This window comes from Candidatus Competibacteraceae bacterium (assembly GCA_016699715.1).
Classification (GTDB): Bacteria; Pseudomonadota; Gammaproteobacteria; order Competibacterales; family Competibacteraceae; genus Competibacter.
Genome location: CP065007.1, coordinates 851,132 through 868,617 on the forward strand (window position 1 = coordinate 851,132; position 17,486 = coordinate 868,617).

16 protein-coding genes and 2 tRNA genes are annotated in these 17,486 nt (G+C 60.4%); 16 read left to right on the plus strand and 2 right to left on the minus strand.

Annotated features, from left to right (window positions below):
- Positions 1-20: 20 nt before the first annotated feature.
- The 12 genes from IPM89_03840 to lysS all read left to right on the plus strand — a co-directional run bounded on the left by IPM89_03840 (position 21) and on the right by lysS (position 12,054).
- A tRNA-Val gene (locus IPM89_03840) sits at positions 21-97 on the plus strand.
- 132 nt (positions 98-229) lie between these two features.
- Positions 230-2,146, plus strand: coding sequence for a threonine--tRNA ligase (thrS, locus tag IPM89_03845; GenBank protein ID QQS54974.1), 1,917 nt, complete (start codon positions 230-232; stop codon positions 2,144-2,146).
- 19 nt (positions 2,147-2,165) lie between these two features.
- Positions 2,166-2,687: a translation initiation factor IF-3 gene (gene infC / locus IPM89_03850; protein QQS55777.1), complete on the plus strand. Its 522-nt coding sequence runs from the start codon at positions 2,166-2,168 to the stop codon at positions 2,685-2,687.
- A 90-nt stretch (positions 2,688-2,777) separates the two neighbouring features.
- On the plus strand, positions 2,778-2,975 hold the full coding sequence (gene rpmI, locus IPM89_03855) for a 50S ribosomal protein L35 (protein QQS54975.1): 198 nt from the start codon (positions 2,778-2,780) through the stop codon (positions 2,973-2,975).
- Between the two features lie 26 nt (positions 2,976-3,001).
- Positions 3,002-3,364 (plus strand): 50S ribosomal protein L20, encoded by a 363-nt coding sequence (gene rplT, locus IPM89_03860; GenBank protein ID QQS54976.1) that lies wholly within the window; start codon positions 3,002-3,004, stop codon positions 3,362-3,364.
- A 167-nt stretch (positions 3,365-3,531) separates the two neighbouring features.
- Entirely contained in the window at positions 3,532-4,548 is a 1,017-nt protein-coding gene (gene pheS / locus IPM89_03865; GenBank protein ID QQS54977.1) for a phenylalanine--tRNA ligase subunit alpha, read from the plus strand.
- Positions 4,549-4,569: 21 nt separating this feature from the next.
- Positions 4,570-6,948, plus strand: a complete 2,379-nt coding sequence (gene pheT / locus IPM89_03870) for a phenylalanine--tRNA ligase subunit beta (GenBank protein QQS54978.1) — start codon at positions 4,570-4,572, stop codon at positions 6,946-6,948.
- A 3-nt stretch (positions 6,949-6,951) separates the two neighbouring features.
- Complete coding sequence (gene ihfA / locus IPM89_03875; protein ID QQS54979.1) at positions 6,952-7,251, plus strand: integration host factor subunit alpha; 300 nt, start codon at positions 6,952-6,954, stop codon at positions 7,249-7,251.
- 82 nt (positions 7,252-7,333) lie between these two features.
- Positions 7,334-7,410 (plus strand) — tRNA-Pro (locus tag IPM89_03880).
- 700 nt (positions 7,411-8,110) lie between these two features.
- The gene (fbaA, locus tag IPM89_03885; protein QQS54980.1) at positions 8,111-9,181 is read left to right on the plus strand and encodes a class II fructose-bisphosphate aldolase; all 1,071 of its coding nucleotides are present in this window, start codon (positions 8,111-8,113) and stop codon (positions 9,179-9,181) included.
- A 217-nt stretch (positions 9,182-9,398) separates the two neighbouring features.
- Positions 9,399-10,497 (plus strand): peptide chain release factor 2 gene (prfB, locus tag IPM89_03890; GenBank protein QQS54981.1). Its coding sequence is split into 2 segments (ribosomal slippage): positions 9,399-9,473 and positions 9,475-10,497, totalling 1,098 coding nucleotides; the frame shifts between segments, so codons are not numbered across the junction.
- A 36-nt stretch (positions 10,498-10,533) separates the two neighbouring features.
- Positions 10,534-12,054 (plus strand): lysine--tRNA ligase, encoded by a 1,521-nt coding sequence (gene lysS / locus IPM89_03895; protein ID QQS54982.1) that lies wholly within the window; start codon positions 10,534-10,536, stop codon positions 12,052-12,054.
- Between the two features lie 21 nt (positions 12,055-12,075).
- On the opposite strand, the gene IPM89_03900 is transcribed toward lysS, so the two are convergent.
- Both IPM89_03900 and IPM89_03905 read right to left on the minus strand, forming a co-directional pair.
- Positions 12,076-12,249: a hypothetical protein gene (locus IPM89_03900; protein ID QQS54983.1), complete on the minus strand. Its 174-nt coding sequence runs from the start codon at positions 12,247-12,249 to the stop codon at positions 12,076-12,078.
- Between the two features lie 129 nt (positions 12,250-12,378).
- Positions 12,379-13,908, minus strand: coding sequence for a DUF4080 domain-containing protein (locus IPM89_03905; GenBank protein ID QQS55778.1), 1,530 nt, complete (start codon positions 13,906-13,908; stop codon positions 12,379-12,381).
- 226 nt (positions 13,909-14,134) lie between these two features.
- Between IPM89_03905 and IPM89_03910 the strand changes: the two genes are divergently transcribed.
- From IPM89_03910 to IPM89_03925, 4 genes are all read left to right on the plus strand, one after another.
- A complete protein-coding gene (locus IPM89_03910) occupies positions 14,135-14,920 on the plus strand; it encodes a peptidoglycan DD-metalloendopeptidase family protein (GenBank protein ID QQS54984.1) in 786 nt (261 codons plus the stop codon).
- A gap of 20 nt (positions 14,921-14,940) precedes the next feature.
- On the plus strand, positions 14,941-15,360 hold the full coding sequence (locus IPM89_03915; protein ID QQS54985.1) for a hypothetical protein: 420 nt from the start codon (positions 14,941-14,943) through the stop codon (positions 15,358-15,360).
- A 178-nt stretch (positions 15,361-15,538) separates the two neighbouring features.
- Positions 15,539-16,183, plus strand: a complete 645-nt coding sequence (gene pdxH, locus IPM89_03920; protein QQS54986.1) for a pyridoxamine 5'-phosphate oxidase — start codon at positions 15,539-15,541, stop codon at positions 16,181-16,183.
- A 7-nt stretch (positions 16,184-16,190) separates the two neighbouring features.
- Entirely contained in the window at positions 16,191-17,483 is a 1,293-nt protein-coding gene (locus IPM89_03925) for a hypothetical protein (protein ID QQS54987.1), read from the plus strand.
- Positions 17,484-17,486: the final 3 nt, after the last annotated feature.

The window sequence follows — 17,486 nt, forward strand, 5'->3', positions numbered from 1 at the left end:
CCTTCCGCTCCTATCGCATTAGGCGCGTAGCTCAGTTGGTTAGAGCACCACCTTGACATGGTGGGGGTCGTTGGTTCGAGTCCAATCGCGCCTACCAGATTTTTGTTGAGTTGCGCACACAGACCGTTTTGCAAAAGGGCGCGCCTTCCTTCCAAAAGAAGGGTTTCATGGCGCGCCCTTTACTATTTACAAGCCTAGGCTAAACAAACGGATCGAGAGAATTGCAGCGATGCCGGTAATCACGCTTCCAGATGGCAGCCAGCGCGTTTTCGACGAGCCGGTTAGCGTTCACCAAGTTGCCGCCGCGATCGGCGCGGGATTAGCCAAGGCTGCTCTGGCGGGCAAGGTGGACGGCCGGCTGGTGGATACCTCGCACCTCATCACCGGGGATGCGAATCTGGCTATCGTCACCGAACGCGACCCGGAAGGGTTGGAGATCGTGCGCCATTCCAGCGCGCATCTGCTGGCGCATGCCGTCAAGCAGTTGTATCCAGGCGCTCAGGTCACCATCGGCCCGGTCATCGAAAACGGCTTCTACTACGACTTCGCCTTCGAACGCGCCTTTACTCCCGAGGATTTGGAGCGCATCCAGACCCGGATGGAGGAGTTGGCCGCCCGCGATATCCCCGTGTCCCGCTCGGTTATGCCGCGCGACGAGGCCGTGACTTTTTTTCGCGACATGGGCGAGGAGTACAAGGCGCGGATCATCGCCGACATTCCGGCCAGCCAGGAAATTTCGTTGTACCGGCAGGACGACTTCATCGACCTCTGCCGTGGCCCGCATGTGCCCTCCACCGGCAAGCTCAAAGCCTTCAAGCTGATGAAGCTGGCCGGCGCCTACTGGCGCGGTGATTCCCGCAACGAGATGTTGCAGCGTATCTACGGCACGGCCTGGATCGATCAGAAGGCGCTGAAAGCCTACCTGCACCGCTTGGAAGAGGCGGAAAAGCGCGATCATCGCCGGGTTGGCAAGGCACTCGACCTGTTCCATGTCCAGGAAGAAGCGCCGGGCATGGTGTTCTGGCACGATCATGGCTGGCGGGTCTACGTCGAAGTTCAGAATTACATCCGCCAGATGTTGCGCGAACACGGTTATCAGGAAGTCCACACGCCGCAGATTATCGACCGCAGCTTGTGGGAACGTTCCGGACACTGGGAAAAGTTCCGCGCCGACATGTTCACCACGGCTTCGGAAAACCGCGACTACGCGGTCAAGCCGATGAACTGCCCCGGCCATATTCAGATTTTCAATCAGGGGCTGAAAAGCTATCGCGACCTACCGCTGCGCATGGCCGAGTTTGGCTCCTGCCATCGCAACGAGCCGTCCGGTACGCTGCACGGATTGATGCGGGTGCGCAATTTCGTGCAGGACGACGCCCACATTTTCTGCACCGAAGAACAGATTCAGGTCGAGGTATCGGCGTTCATGGATCTGCTGTTCCGGGTCTATGCCGATTTCGGTTTCAACGAAGTGCAACTGGCCCTGGCCACCCGCCCCGACCAGCGAGTCGGTGGCGACGAGGTGTGGGACAAGGCGGAAAAGGCGTTGGAACTGGCGCTGAACCGCACCGAATTGCCCTGGAAGCTCAAGCCCGGAGAGGGGGCCTTTTACGGCCCCAAGATCGAATTCGTGTTGCGCGATTGCCTGGACCGACTCTGGCAGTGCGGTACCATTCAGGTGGATTTTTCCATGCCCGGTCGGCTGGATGCCCACTATATCGCCGAGGACGGCGGCAAACGGGTACCGGTCATGTTGCACCGGGCGATTCTCGGCTCACTGGAACGGTTCATCGGTATTTTGATCGAGCAGTATGCCGGCGCGCTGCCGGCCTGGTTGGCGCCAGTGCAGGTCGTGGTGCTCAACATCACCGACCATCAGGCCGATTATGTCTCCCAGGTCGAAAAATTCCTTATGCAACAAGGTTTCCGTGTTGCGACTGACTTGAGAAACGAGAAGATCGGCTTTAAAATCCGCGAGCATACCTTGCAACGCGTCCCATACTTACTGGTGGCTGGCGACCGGGAACTGGAAACGGAGACCGTCGCCGCACGCACCCGCGCCGGCCAGGATCTGGGCGTCATGACACTGGCGGCTTTCGCCGAGCGCCTGCAAGCCGACATCGCCCGGCGCGGACGAGTCGAATAATCCTTAGGAGGACAGCAACATCGCCGCGAACAACGAACTCCGGCTCAATGAAGAGATTACCGGGCGCGAAGTGCGTCTGATCGATCAGGATGGCGAGCAGGCGGGGGTTGTGCTCCTGATGCAAGCCAGGCGAATGGCCGAGGAAGCCGAACTGGACTTGGTGGAGATCTCCCCGAGCGCCAAGCCGCCGGTTTGTCGCATCATGGATTATGGCAAATTCCGGTTCGAGCAGGCCAAAAAGCAGAATGAGGCCCGGAAGAAGCAAAAACAAATCCAGGTCAAGGAAATCAAATTCCGTCCGGGTACGGACGAAGGGGACTATCAGGTCAAACTACGCAACCTGATCCGTTTCCTGAGTGAAGGCGACAAGGCCAAGGTGACGCTGCGGTTTCGGGGCCGCGAAATGGCACACCAGGAGCTTGGCGTCAACCTTCTCAAGCGCGTCGAGGGCGACTTGATTCAATATGGTACGGTGGAACAGCGGCCTCGGATGGAAGGGCGGCAGATGGTCATGACCATTGCGCCACTGAAAAAGCAATAATCCTTCCCGCCAGGCGTTGATTCTCCCATCCTCTGACGCAGATCAGGGTTAATCCCTGAACCGACTTTTTGAAAATTGCGGAGCCATGCAATGCCCAAGATGAAAACCAACCGCGGTGCGGCCAAGCGTTTCAGCCGTACCGGGTCCGGCCGGTACAAATGTTCTCACTCGCATCTCCGGCACATTCTGACCAAGAAGAGCACCAAGCGGAAACGCCAGTTGCGCGGTACCACGATCGTCGCCGCGGTGGATACCCCGGCGGTGCGTCGGATGCTGCCTTACACTTGATGCCACCGGACCGGAGAAAATAAGCCATGCCCCGAGTGAAACGTGGCGTTACCGCCCACGCCCGCCATAAAAAAGTTCTGAAGCTGGCCAAAGGCTATTACGGCGCCCGCAGCAAGGTGTACCGGGTTGCCAAGCAGGCCGTGATCAAGGCCGGTCAATACGCTTATCGCGACCGCCGCCAGAAGAAGCGCGAATTCCGCGCGCTGTGGATCGTCCGCATCAACGCCGGTGCCCACGAAAACGGCCTGTCCTACAGCCGGCTGATCAACGGCTTGAAGCTGGCCGCCATCGAGGTCGACCGCAAGGTGCTGGCCGATCTGGCGGTGTTGGACAAGCCGGCCTTTGCCGAATTGGCCAGCCGCGCCAAAGCCGCGCTCGGTATCGCCTGAGTCGTCCGCCGGGCCGGATTCCGGTCTGGCGGCTCGCGGGATTCCGCAACGAGGGAAGGGCGTGGTCCTTTCCCTTTTTCGTTTGTAATCCACCCTCGCTTCAACCCCTCTCCCGCCAGCGGGCAAGGGGAGTGAGTGGCTGTTTGATAGTTGGAGAGAGCACTCGCGTGGATGCATTGCCCGAACTGCTGCAAATTGCCCAAGCCGCGATTGCCGGGGCCAGCGATCTCGCTGCCTTGGACCAGACGCGCGTGCGCTATCTGGGCAAGAAAGGCGCGCTCACCGAGCGCCTGAAGGAACTGGGGCGGCTGCCGCCCGAGGAGCGGCGTCAGGCCGGTCAGGCGATCAACGAGGCCAAGCAGGCGCTGGAAACCGCGCTGGTCGCCCGCAAGGCCGAGTTGGAGGCGATGGCGCTGGATACCCGGCTGGCGGGCGAGGCCATCGATGTGACGTTGCCGGGGCGCGGCCAGCGCTCGGGTGGTCACCATCCGGTCAGCCGCACTCTGGCCCGCATCGAGGCGCTGTTCGCCCAGGTCGGTTTCACGGTCGTCGAAGGTCCAGAGGTCGAGGACGATTTCCACAACTTCGAGGCGCTCAACATTCCCGCCCATCATCCGGCGCGGGCCATGCACGACACCTTCTATTTCGACGCGCATACCCTGCTGCGCACCCACACCTCGCCGGTGCAGATCCGGGTGATGGAACGACAGGACCCGCCGGTGCGGATCATCGCGCCCGGCCGAGTTTACCGCTGCGATTCGGATGTGACCCACAGCCCGATGTTCCATCAGGTCGAGGGATTGCTGGTGGATGAAGCGGTCAGTTTCGCGGACCTGAGGGGCGTGTTGGACGATTTCCTGCGCCAGTTCTTCGAACGCGATTTGGCGGTACGTTTCCGGCCCTCTTATTTTCCGTTCACCGAGCCGTCCGCCGAGGTGGACATTCAATGCGTGATCTGCGGCGGTAGCGGTTGCCGGGTCTGCAAACACAGCGGCTGGCTGGAGATACTGGGTTGCGGCATGGTGCATCCGGCGGTGTTCGAGCAGATTGGCATCGACGCCGAACGCTACACCGGTTATGCCTTCGGCATGGGCGTCGAGCGGTTGGCCATGCTGCGCTACGGCGTCAATGACCTGCGGCTGTTCTTCGATAACGATCTGCGCTTTCTGCGGCAGTTTCAGTAGAGCGATACTGGGAGATCCGAGGTGAAAGCAAGCGAACAATGGTTGCGGGAATGGATCGATCCCGCGGTGTCCAGCGCCGAACTGGCGGCGCAACTGACCATGGCTGGTCTGGAAGTGGATCGTATCGAGCCGGCCGCTCCGGTCTTCGAGCAGGTCGTGGTCGGCCGGGTGATGGCGCTGATCCCGCATCCCCAGGCCGACCGGCTGCGCGTGGCGACAGTGGATGTGGGCGGTACGGAACCGCTGCAAATCGTTTGCGGCGCGCCGAATGTGACCGTTGGCCTGTGCGCGCCGACGGCATTGATCGGTGCGGTGCTGCCCGGTGGGTTGGCCATCGAAGGAACCACTCTGCGCGGCGTCGAGTCGCGGGGCATGTTGTGTTCGGCCAAGGAATTGGGGTTGGCGGAAACATCGGAAGGCTTGTTGCCGTTGCCGCCGGATAGCCGGCCCGGCCAGAACCTGCGCGAGTTGCTGGCGCTGGACGATGTCGTTATCGAGATCGAGCTGACGCCGAATCGCGGCGACTGTTTGGGCATGGAAGGCATCGCCCGCGAGGTGGCGGCGCTCAACCGTTGCGAGTTCCGGCCGTTGCCGGTCGAGGCGGTGAAACCGGTAGTGGACGCGGTATTTTCGGTGACCCTGCTCGATCCGGCCGATTGTCCGCGCTATGTGGGTCGGGTCATCCGTGGCGTCGATCCGGCTGCCGAGACGCCGCTGTGGATGAAGGAGCGTCTGCGTCGCGCTGGCCTGCGCGGCCTGGGGCCGCTGGTGGACGTGACCAATTATGTGATGCTGGAACTCGGCCAGCCGATGCACGCCTTCGATCTGGGTCGACTGAGCGACGGCATCGAAGTGCGCCGTGCCCGGCCCGGCGACCGTCTGGAGCTGCTGAACGGGGTAGTGGTGGAGCCGGATGGGGAAACCCTGCTGATCGCCGACGGGCGTGGCCCATTGGCGCTGGCGGGGATCATGGGCGGCGAGATCAGCTCCTGCACCGATGTGACCCGCGACGTGTTTCTGGAAAGCGCCTTCTTCACTCCGACCAGCATTGCCGGCCGCGCCCGCCGCCACGGCCTGCAAACCGATGCGTCGCACCGCTTCGAGCGTGGTGTCGATCCACAATTGCAGCGCCGCGCCGCCGAGCGGGCCACCCGGCTGTTGCTGGATATCGCCGGTGGCCAGCCCGGACCGATCGTCGAGGTGGTGGCACCGGAATTCCTGCCGGCGGAGTCGGCTATCCGGTTGCGGCCGGAACGAGTCCGCCTGTTGTTGGGTCTGGACATCCCCGCCGTCGAAGTCGAGGACACCCTGCGGCGGTTGGGCATGGCGGTGGCGGTCGAGGTGAATCACTGGTTGGTCGTTCCTCCCAGCAGCCGCTTCGATATTCGCCTGGAGGTGGATCTGATCGAAGAAATCGCCCGAGTGCATGGTTATGACCGGCTGCCGGGCAACCGGTCCCTGACCCGCATGGAGATGCCGCCGCAATCGGAAGGACAGGTTGCGCTGGCGCGGTTTAAGGAGGCGCTGGTGCAGCGCGGCTTTCAGGAGGCGATCACCTATAGCTTTGTCGATCCGGTGTTCCAGGCCGCGCTCGACCCGGCGCGGCAACCGCTGGCCTTGGCCAATCCGATTTCCGCCGACTTGGCGGCGATGCGCACCAGCTTGTGGCCCGGTCTGCTCAAGGCGCTGATCCACAACCAGAAGCGTCAGCAACCGCGGGTCAGGCTGTTCGAGCACGGCCTGACGTTTGTTCCGGCCAACGACGGTCTGCGACAGGAACCGTATCTCGGCGGGGTGCTGGCGGGCACCGCTTTGCCGGAACAGTGGGGATTGCCGAAACGGGCGGCGGATTTTTTCGACCTCAAGGGCGATGTCGAGGCACTGTTGGCGTTGACCGGCGAGCCGGAGGCGTTTGCCTTCGTGGCGACCGTTCACCCGGCGTTGCACCCAGGTCAGTGCGCACGGATCGAGAGGGCTGGTGTACCGGTCGGTTGGCTGGGCACATTACACCCACGAGTGGGGCGGGAACTGGATGTGGAGGGCGACACCTTCGTATTCGAGCTGGCGCTGGCGAATTTGCAACCGGCGCGGGCGCCAGCCTTTCACGAATTGTCCCGCTTTCCGGCCAGTCGCCGCGATATCGCGATTGTGGTGGATGAGGCGACCCCGGTTCAGGCGGTTCAGGATTGCATACGTCGGTATGGTGGCGAATTATTGCGCGATGTGTTGCTTTTCGATGTGTATGGGGGTCCGGGAATTTCCGAAGGCTGGAAAAGTTTGGCTTTAGGATTGATTTTACAGGATTTATCGCGCAATCTTACCGACAATGTGGTCGATGAAACCGTATCCGGCATCATCGCTGGACTGGCGGAACAGTTTGGCGCAACGCTTAGGGTTTAGAGCATGGCACTGACAAAAGCCGATATGGCGGAACGTTTGTTCGAAGAACTGGGCATTAACAAGCGCGAGGCCAAGGATTTGGTGGAGATCTTTTTCGAGGAGATCCGCAGCGCTCTGGAACGGGGGCGACAAGTGAAGTTGTCCGGGTTTGGCAATTTCGACCTGCGCGATAAGAACCAGCGCCCGGGCCGCAATCCTAAAACGGGTGAGGAAATCCCCATTACCGCGCGACGGGTGGTGACTTTTCGGCCTGGACAGAAGCTCAAGGCACGGGTAGACGCTTTTAAGGGGGAAGCGCAGTAGGTCGTTCATGACGAAGCGCTTGGCAAGCGGCATGGATTGAATTAACATTGCCAACCCTTGCGGCGGGTGATCCGCCGCAAACCGGGGCGTAGCGCAGCCTGGTAGCGCACCTGCATGGGGTGCAGGTGGTCGGAGGTTCAAATCCTCTCGCCCCGACCAACGAAAACAGCGGCTTGACATTAAAACGTCGAGCCGTTTTTCTTTGGCTTTTCCAAAGCCGAAGCGGTGGGGATCGGGCCGGTTGGCAAAAGATGGACGGCGGTCGGGTAGCGTCTCCACGGGGTCCGCCTCTCGCATGAATGGCGGTACCGTGAAGTCCGCTTGCCCAGTCCTCATCAATATCCCTATGGCCGCGATGGCCTTGGCCGCCAAGGCCACGAACATGGCCGGATGGGCTCCATGCGTGGTATAAACGCGACCTGGCTTGGTGACGACAGCTCATGATCCAAGACGCGCGGCCTTTTCTGGATACGCGAACGCCTAGCCAAGTTCCTTCCCACACTTCACGAAGGCTGGTTTGGGGTTTAGGGTTCTGGACAAAGCGATCGGTGAATTTCATCATGGCCCCCAAGTGCGATTATGACTGGTGGACTTGAGTTGAGTGCAAGCCAACCTTTTCCCTCGTCCGCTTGTCATCCGTTGTGCGGCAAGGCGGTAGCGGCGGCGGTTCGCAACAGCCAACAGCCCCGCTTCCGGGAACTTGCGTGCGAGGCCGCGGGCGGCGATGGGCGAGATGCTCGCTGAGTCTTGCGTTTTTTGTTCGTGACCCTGGCAAACCCGGTCTATACTAAGACTCGGATTATCCCTGAATCAAGCGTAGCTCCTAAGACAACTTATTGCTATATAAGAGGATTTTTTTATGGCGCAGCTCAAACCCGGTGTCGTTTCTGGCAAAGACTACCTTACTCTCGTGGCTGCCGCGAAGGCGGGCGGTTACGCTCTGCCGGCGGTCAATGTCGCCAGCAGCAGCACGATCAACGCGGTGCTGGAAGCTGCGGCGAAGAATAATTCCGACGTCATCGTCCAGCTTTCCAACGGCGGCGCGCAGTTCTACGCTGGCCAAGGCATGAAAGATGGTTTCAAGGCCAAGGTGTTGGGCGCGGTGGCGGCGGCCTACCATGTGCATTTGCTGGCCGAGCACTACGGGGTTTGCGTGGTGTTGCACACCGACCATGCCAACAAGGGCCTGATTCCCTGGGTCGATGCGCTGCTGGATCACGGTGAGGTCTATTTCAAGCAGCACGGCAAGCCGCTGTTCAGCTCGCACATGCTGGATCTTTCCGAAGACCCGATGGAATTCAACCTTGGCGAGTGTGCCCGTGTTCTAGCTCGCATGGCTCCTTTGGACATGAGCCTGGAAATCGAACTCGGCGTCACTGGCGGCGAGGAAGACGGTATTGGTGGCGAGCTCGACGAAAGCGCTGACAATTCCCATCTTTACACGCAGCCGGAAGATGTGTTGCAGGCTTACGAGCGCTTGTCGCCCATCGGCCATTTCTCGGTCGCCGCGTCTTTCGGTAACGTGCATGGGGTGTACAAGCCCGGCAACGTCCAACTGCGCCCGGAAATCCTCAAGAACTCACAGGCACTGATTGAGAAGCAGCGCGGCACCGGCCCGAAGCCGCTGAATCTGGTTTTCCACGGCGGCTCCGGTTCGGAGAAGGCGAAGATCACCGAGGCAGTCAGTTACGGGGTGTTCAAGATGAACATCGACACCGACCTGCAGTTCGCCTATTCCGAAGCCATCGGCAAGTTCGTCAGCGAGAACCCCAAGGCGTTTCTGTATCAGATCGACCCGGAAACCGACAAGCCTTACAAGAAGTTCTATGACCCGCGCAAGTATCTGCGCCTGGCGGAGCAGAACATGGTGGCGCGGTTGAACGAGGCGTTCGCCGATCTTGGTTCCAAGGGCAAGTCGCTGGCGGCGTGAGAACCGCTGCTTGCTGATTGCTGGCTGTTAAGTACGGAAAAAGCCTGCCGGGTTTTCGGTGGGCTTTTTTTTCCGAAGATTTATTTCAGAAAATATTAGGGGTGTTCGGACTCATCGGCGCCAATACGGTGGCCAGCGGCATGGTCAAACCTATGCCGAGTCGCACCATGTTGGTTTTATGACATTCACTCCTTTTCACTAGGCCCGGAGCTGTATCGTGCAGGAACTCAACCCTTACTTTCATCAGATTCAAGACCTCCAGGGGCGCTGCGCGTCTCTGAGGGGGTATCTTTGACTTCGAGACCCGGCGCGAGCAGCTGGACGAGGTCAACCGGGAACTGCAAGAGTCCAATGTCTGGAATGATCCAGAGCGGGCGCAGATGCTGGGCAAGGAACGCGCCCAGCTCGAAGCCGTGGTAAACCGACTGGAGAGCCTCGACCGGGGTCTGAACGAAGTCGCTGAATTACTGACGCTGGCTGGCGAAGAGGGCGACGAGACGGCGGTGATCGCAGTGGTTCGCGATCTGGACGGTTACGGCCGAGTGGTCGCCGATCTGGAATTCCAGCGGATGTTTTCCGGCGAGTTGGATGCCAGCAACGCTTTTCTCGACATTCAGGCCGGCTCCGGTGGTACCGAGGCCCAGGATTGGGCGGAGATGCTGCTGCGGATGTACTTGCGCTGGGGCGAGCGGCGCGGTTTCAAGACCGAACTGCTGGAGGTGTCGCCGGGGGAAGTGGCGGGAATCAAGAGTGCCAGCGTCAGTTTCGAGGGCAGCTACGCCTTTGGCTGGCTGCGGACCGAGATCGGTGTCCATCGCCTGGTGCGCAAGTCGCCATTCGATTCCGGCAATCGCCGCCACACCTCGTTCGCGGCGGTCTTCGTGTCGCCGGAAATCGACGACAGCATTGAGGTGGAGATCAATCCGGCTGATTTGCGTGTCGATGTCTACCGCGCCTCCGGAGCTGGCGGCCAGCACGTCAACCGTACCGAGTCGGCGGTGCGCATCACCCACCTGCCGACCAATACCGTTGTGCAATGCCAGAACGACCGTTCCCAGCACAAGAACCGCTCCACCGCGATGAAGCAACTCAAGGCCAAGCTGTACGAGCTGGAGTTGCAAAAGCGCAACGCCCAGGCCCAGGTGGTGGAAGACAGTAAATCCGACATCGGCTGGGGTAGCCAGATCCGTTCTTACGTACTGGATCAATCACGCATCAAGGATCTGCGTACCGGGCTCGAAACCGGTAATACCCAGGCGGTGCTGGATGGCGATCTGGATGCCTTCATCGAGGCCAGCCTGAAGAGTGGGCTGTAAGCCGTTCCTTCGTTCACCCAAACCGGTTTTCGTCCCATGTCCCTGGAACCACAAAATCCCACCGCCATTTCCGAAGAACACCTCGATGAGAACAAACTGATCGCCTTGCGCCGCCAGAAATTGCACGAGTTGCGCCAGGCTGCCAGTGCTTATCCCACCGATTTCCGTCGCGATGCGTTGGCGGCGGAACTGCACGCTGCCTGTGGTGATAAAGGGAGTGTGGAATTGGACGCTGAACCCCGGCGGGTTTGCATCGCTGGGCGAATGCTGGCCAAGCGGATCATGGGCAAGGCCAGTTTTGCGCGCCTGCGTGACCAGTCCGGCGACATGCAACTGTTTATTCAGAAAAGCGCCCTGCCGGACGGACGATATGAGGACTTCAAAGGCTGGGACTTGGGTGACATCCTGGGTGCCGAAGGCACGGTATTCAAGACCAAGACCGGCGAACTGTCGGTCAAGGTGGACGCGCTGCGCTTGCTGACCAAATCGTTACGGCCGTTGCCGGAGAAATTCCATGGCTTGGCCGATCAGGAAACCCGCTACCGGCAGCGCTATGTGGACTTGATCATGAACGAGTCCACTCGCGCTACTTTCCGCTTGCGTTCGGCCATGGTGGCTTACATCCGCGACTTTTTTAACCGGCGTGACTTCCTGGAAGTCGAGACGCCGATGATGCAGCCGATTCCCGGCGGCGCGACGGCGCGACCGTTCATCACCCACCACAATGCCTTGGATATGGAGCTGTATCTGCGCATCGCGCCGGAACTGTATCTGAAGCGCTTGGTGGTGGGCGGTTTCGAGCGGGTCTATGAAATCAACCGCAATTTCCGCAACGAGGGCTTGTCCACTCGCCATAATCCCGAGTTCACCATGCTGGAGTTCTATCAGGCGTATACCGATTACCGCGACCTGATGGATTTGACCGAGGAACTCTTGCGCGGCATGGCGCACGCGCTGTTGGGACGTACCACCGTTCAGTACCAGGGCGAGAGTTACGATTTTGGCCAGCCGTTCCGGCGGCTGACGGTTCGGGAGGCCGTGCTGCGCTTCAATCCGGCGATCACCGCCACCGAGTTGGACGATCTGGATGCGGCCCGGCACATTGCCGCGGGGTTGGGTCTGAAGGTGCAACCCGAGCACGGTTTGGGTCGGGTGCAGTTGGATATCTTCGAGCAGACCGTCGAGCATCAGTTGCGCGACCCCACCTTCATCACGGCCTATCCGACCGAAGTATCGCCGCTGGCCCGGCGCAACGACGCCGATCCCGGCATCACCGATCGCTTCGAACTATTCGTGGGCGGACGGGAAATCGCCAACGGGTTTTCCGAGTTGAACGATCCCGAGGATCAGGCGGACCGCTTTCGCCGGCAAGTCGAAGCCAAGGCGGCCGGCGACCAGGAAGCCATGCACTACGACGCCGATTACATCCGGGCGCTGGAGTATGGCCTGCCGCCGACGGCGGGGGAGGGCATCGGCATCGACCGGCTCGTCATGCTGTTTGCGGATGTACCTTCGATCCGTGATGTGCTGCTGTTCCCGCATCTGCGGCCGGAATGATACCGTCCAGACACCGTGCGCTCAGACATTCGCTGCTTCAAGCAGGGCACGCGGGAGCGGTGAATTAGCGACGGCGCTGCGCATTGGCACGATGTTGCCGTGTTCCGCGCAATGGGCGTAAGGCTGCTCGCGGGTGACTGCAACGGGCCGCTTGCAATGCGGGCAGACCATGTAGATTTGTTGTGAAACCTGCATCTGTATTTCCCTCGTGAAGACGCGTTTTCGTCCCTTCGGCAACAGTCTTGACGATTTTATTCTGCAATGCAACAAAAATTGTTGCGCCGCAACAGCTGAGTGACCCACAGTCAAGTGCGCTTCCGCGATTTATCGTTCGGAACGCCGGTGTCGTGCCTGTCGAGTGGGTGTGGTGGTTCCGAATGTTACGTTGCTCCCGTCGCTGGCTGAAAGTTGCGCTGGCCGCAGGAATGCCGGACCGCTTTTTGCGCCGCTCGCTTGATAATCCGTCGTCAGCGCCGCCCGCGCGGCCGGTTCGGCGACGCTCAGCACCTCGACCAGCCCTCGATACAGCAGATCGAATAGTCGCTCCAGCGCGAACCGATGGGTTTGTCCGGTGGTGGCGAACAGCCAGTCGCTTAAGCGCATAAAGCGGTCGAACGGCTGGTCGCCCAGTAGCAGCGGGCGGGTTTGCGGGAACCGCCCGGAATTGCCGATCAAATCCCAATAGCGGGCAAAGCGTTCCAGCCGCCGCATCGTCGCGAAATCCAGGGTGGTCGAGCACAGCAGGTTGTAAGGGGGATGTGGATTGTAACGGCAATCGAAAGGCATGGTATGGCGGTCAAGCGGCGCGCCGCGCAGCCGTTTCAGCACGCCGACCTGGATTTCGTGCGGGTCGAGCGCCGCCAACCGATCAAAACCGACGGCAAAACTGGCCAGGTCCTCGCCCGGCAGACCGGCGATCAGATCGGCGTGCAGGTGGGCGTGGGTGTTCTGGCGCAACCAGATAAGATTGTCCACGGTCTTGCGGTTGTCCTGCCGACGACTGATACGCGCCTGCACGGTAGGGTTGAAGCTCTGAATCCCAATTTCGAATTGCAGCGATCCGGGCGGGAAACGCACGAGCCGGGTTTTGAGCGGTTCCGGCAGGTGGTCGGGAATCAGTTCGAAGTGCAGGAACAAGCGTTCATCCAGCTGCTCCAGAAAGAAATCCAAAATTTGCGCGCAGGTCTTGACGTTCAGATTGAAAGTGCGGTCCACGAATTTGAAATGGCGCACGCCGCGCTGATGAAGCGTTCGGAGTTCGGCCAGGAAAGGCTCCAGCGGGAACGGCCAGGCGGTTTTGTCCAGCGCCGATAGACAGAACTCGCATTTGAACGGACAGCCGCGCGAGGCTTCGACGTAAATCAGTCGGTGGGCGATATCTTCGTCGGTGTAGAACCGGTACGGTGGGCACAGGCGGTCCAGCGCGGGCGACTCGGCGGCGATGATCTTGTCATTCGGCGGGTTCCCCGCATGGATTCGCTGGCACAGGTCCGCAAATGCCAAGTCGCCTGGGCCGGTGATCAGATAATCGGCCAGCTCGATGATCGCTTGCCGATCCCATTCATGACTCACTTCGGGACCGCCGAGCACCACGACCAGATCCGGCCGCACTTGCTTGAGCAGGGCGACGACCTGGGCGGTTTCCATCACGTTCCAGATATAGACGCCAAAACCGACGATGCGTGGCTGTTCGGCCAGCAGCGCTTCGGCGATGTCCAGCGGTCGCTGGGTGATGATGAATTCGCGGATGGCGGCATCGGTTTGTAACTCGCCCAGGTTGGCGAGCAGGTAGCGCAGCCCGAGCGAGGCATGAAAATAACGGGCGTTCAGGGTCGAGAGCAGGATGGTGGGCATGGGCGGTTGGACGGGGTTCATTCCGGTTCGAGTTAGTGGACGAGGCCCGTCCATTATATTGACGTGTCGTCGCCCCGGTGCGTTGATTCGGCAACGCCTTATGGCGTTCCCCGAGCCGTTGGGCCAAGTAGCCGGTTATTTTTACGCCCGCACGATCTAATCTTTGAATTGGGAATTCCAGAATCACTTACCTGGCGGCAACCACTGTCAGGCACGAGGAGGATTTATGGAGACGATTTCAGCCGCGGTCGGAGCGGGTGGGGCGAATCGGCCCCAGGATGTCATCAAGGTACAGAATTTGTTGAATCAGAACCGCGCCCGGGTTCCCGACGCGCGGGAGATCACGGTCGATGGTTTGGTCGGCCCCGAAACCATCAATGCCATTATCAAGTTCCAACGCTGTATCGTTGGTCTGTCCAATCCGGATGGCCGGGTAGACCCGAACGGCAGAACCCTGCGGGCGCTCAATCAAGGCGTCAATGCGCCCACGATTCCGGCACCGTTACCCGCTCCTCCGGCCACGCCCGGGATCGGCGTCGTTTTGCGGTTTCCGCTGAACAGCCGGCCGAGTCTGAGCTACAAAACCGGTGGTCGTTATTTTGGCGCGCCGCGCACGACCAGTACCGGTGGTCATCGTTCCCATGCCGGTTGCGACTTGATCGTTCCCAAGGGGACCCCGATTGTGGCGGTGGCGGACGGCGAGGTGATCCGGAACCCGTACTATTTCTACTCGGGCACCTACGCGCTGGAAGTACGCCATACCGGTGGTTTCGTCGTGCGTTATGGAGAAATCTCCACGGCTGCTCAGGGCGTCAGCACGGGCAACTCGGTTACCCGTGGGCAAGTGATCGCCTTTGTCGGTAAATTGGAAAGTGGCAGTTCGATGCTGCATTTCGAGATGTATGCGGGTACCGCCAGCGGTTCCCTGACCGTGCGCGGCAATCCGCCTTATCAGCGGCGTAGCGATTTACTCGATCCTACGCCCTATTTGGATCAGGCGACCCTGACTTGACCTCTTTGGAGATTGCCCTCATGCAACGAACTCGCATTGGCCTCAACGGATTTCTGGTATTGATCTTGACCGCGTTGCTGAGCGTTTCGACGCCAGGCTGCTGGGCGAGTGGCGGGGTGCCGCCCGAATTGTTAAAGGTTTGGCGGGCTTATCGGCAGGCGGTGGCGGCGGGTGACAGCGACCAGGTGGCCGCGCTATCGCGGTTTCCGATCGCGTCCAACGACTTCGGTGGCGTCATCCAGTCGCCGGCGGTATTGCGCGAGCGGTTCCAAAAAATCTTCCGCCCGGAGATCGTGGCCTGTTTTGTCGACGCCGAACCGCGGCAAGAGACCGGTTTTCCAGGTTATTTGGTGGAGTGCGAAGACGCATTGGCGTTCGGCTTCGAACGGCATAATGGTGAATATCGTTTTAGCTACATTGACAATGCCAACGCGGAATGAGCGGACCTGCCTTGATCAGGTCCGCGGTCTCTTCGCGGACCCGGCGAGGAAGAGCGTTTGGCCGAACCCAACGCCTGATTTAGCGGAACTGGAAGCCATGTTCGAGGAAGCGGCCCCCCAACCTTGGGTATAATAATCGTGCCTTATTGCCAACCCGCCACGGGAAACCGGAACCGTCATGAGCCAATTTCTTGCCGAACTGCGTCGAGATTATACTTTGGGAGCCTTGACCAAAACCAATGTGGACTCTGATCCGATCCGGCAATTTCAGCGCTGGATGCAGGAAGCCATCGCCGCGCAATTGCCCGAGCCCAACGCCATGACGCTGGCCACCGCCGATCGGACTGGACGCCCCTACGCTCGCGTGGTGCTGCTTAAGGAGTGCGATGCCGGCGGTTTCGTATTCTTTAGCCACTACCGCAGCGACAAGGGCCGGCAGATCGCCGAGAATCCCCATGTCGCTCTCGTGTTTCTTTGGTTGGAGGTGGAACGGCAGGTGCGGGTCGAGGGTACGATCAGCCAGATACCCGCGGCCGAATCGGAAACCTATTTCCGTGGCCGGCCGCGCGAAAGCCGGTTGGGCGCGCTGGCATCGCGGCAGAGTCAAGTGGTGGCCAGCCGCCAAATTCTGGACCAGCGCTTCGAGCAACTGGCCGCCCAATATCCGGATGATGATATTCCGATGGCCGATCACTGGGGTGGCTATCGGGTTAAACCGGACCTATTGGAGTTTTGGCAGGGTCGCCATGGCCGGATGCACGACCGGTTGCGTTATCGCATGCGCAACGAGAGTGGGTGGCTGCTGGAGCGGTTGGAGCCCTGATCCCACCATGTCGCGCTTGAAGCTGGGTGGGGTGTTGCTGGCCCTGTTGCTGGTTGGGTGGTTTGCGCCGAGCAGTTTTGCCCAGGAAACTCCGACCGCGCCGGACGATTGGTGGCTGACCCGCACAGCGAGCGGCGAGCCGCGTGTACATCTGTATTTCTTCTGGACACGGACCTGTCCTCATTGCCGCCGGGCGCGGCCCTTCGTCGAGTCGTTGCCGACTCAATATCCCTGGCTGGAGCTACACAGCCACGATCTGTCGCGGGACATGGCCGCGGGGTTGCGGTACGCGCAAATGGCCAAGGCATTGGGCGAGTCGGCCCGCGCCGTGCCGGCTTTGCTGTTCTGCGGCCGGATGATAACCGGCTTCGATAGCCCCGATAGCACCGGCCGTGCTCTGCGCCAACAACTGGAAGAGTGTCACCGCCGCTACGCGCAATCCACGACGGCTTCTACGCCCGCGCCGCCTGTCGCCGACGAGCCACCGTTGTTGAGCCTACCGTTGCTCGGTGCGCTGGACCCCGCGTCGCTGTCCCTGCCGGCGCTGACTGTGGTCTTGGCCGGACTGGATGCCTTTAATCCCTGCGCGTTCTTCGTGTTGCTGTTTCTGCTCAGCCTGCTGGTGCATGCCCGCGACCGCAAACGGATGCTGTTAATCGGCGGGGTGTTCGTGTTCTTCTCGGGCGCGATCTATTTCGTGTTCATGGCCGCTTGGCTCAATGTCTTTTTGTGGCTGGGCGAGTTGCGGTTGATCACCGTGCTGGCCGGTTTGCTGGCGGTGTCGATGGGCGGGCTGAACGTCAAGGATTTTTTCGCTTTTCGGCAAGGGCCATCGCTCAGCATCGCCGATGCGGCCAAGCCTGGGTTGTTCAAGCGGATGCGAGCGTTGGTGGGTGGGGAGAGGTTGCCGTCATTGTTGACGGGCACGGTCGCGCTGGCCATCGTCGCCAACAGCTACGAGCTGCTGTGCACCGCCGGCTTTCCGATGGTTTATACCCGTACACTGACCCTGAACCAATTATCCACCGAGGCATATTACGGTTACCTGGCACTCTACAATCTGATTTACGTACTACCGCTGCTGGCGATCGTGCTGGTATTTACCTGGACACTGGGTTCACGCAAGTTGCGGGAGAGGGAAGGGCGGTTGTTGAAACTGTTGTCGGGGGTCATGATGATGGGATTGGGATTGCTGCTACTGGTTTATCCCGAAGGGTTGAGCGATGCGTTGACTGCGTTGTTGGTGATCGTCGCCGCGCTGGCGCTGACCGGGTTGACGGCGAGGGTGAAGAAAAGTTGATGG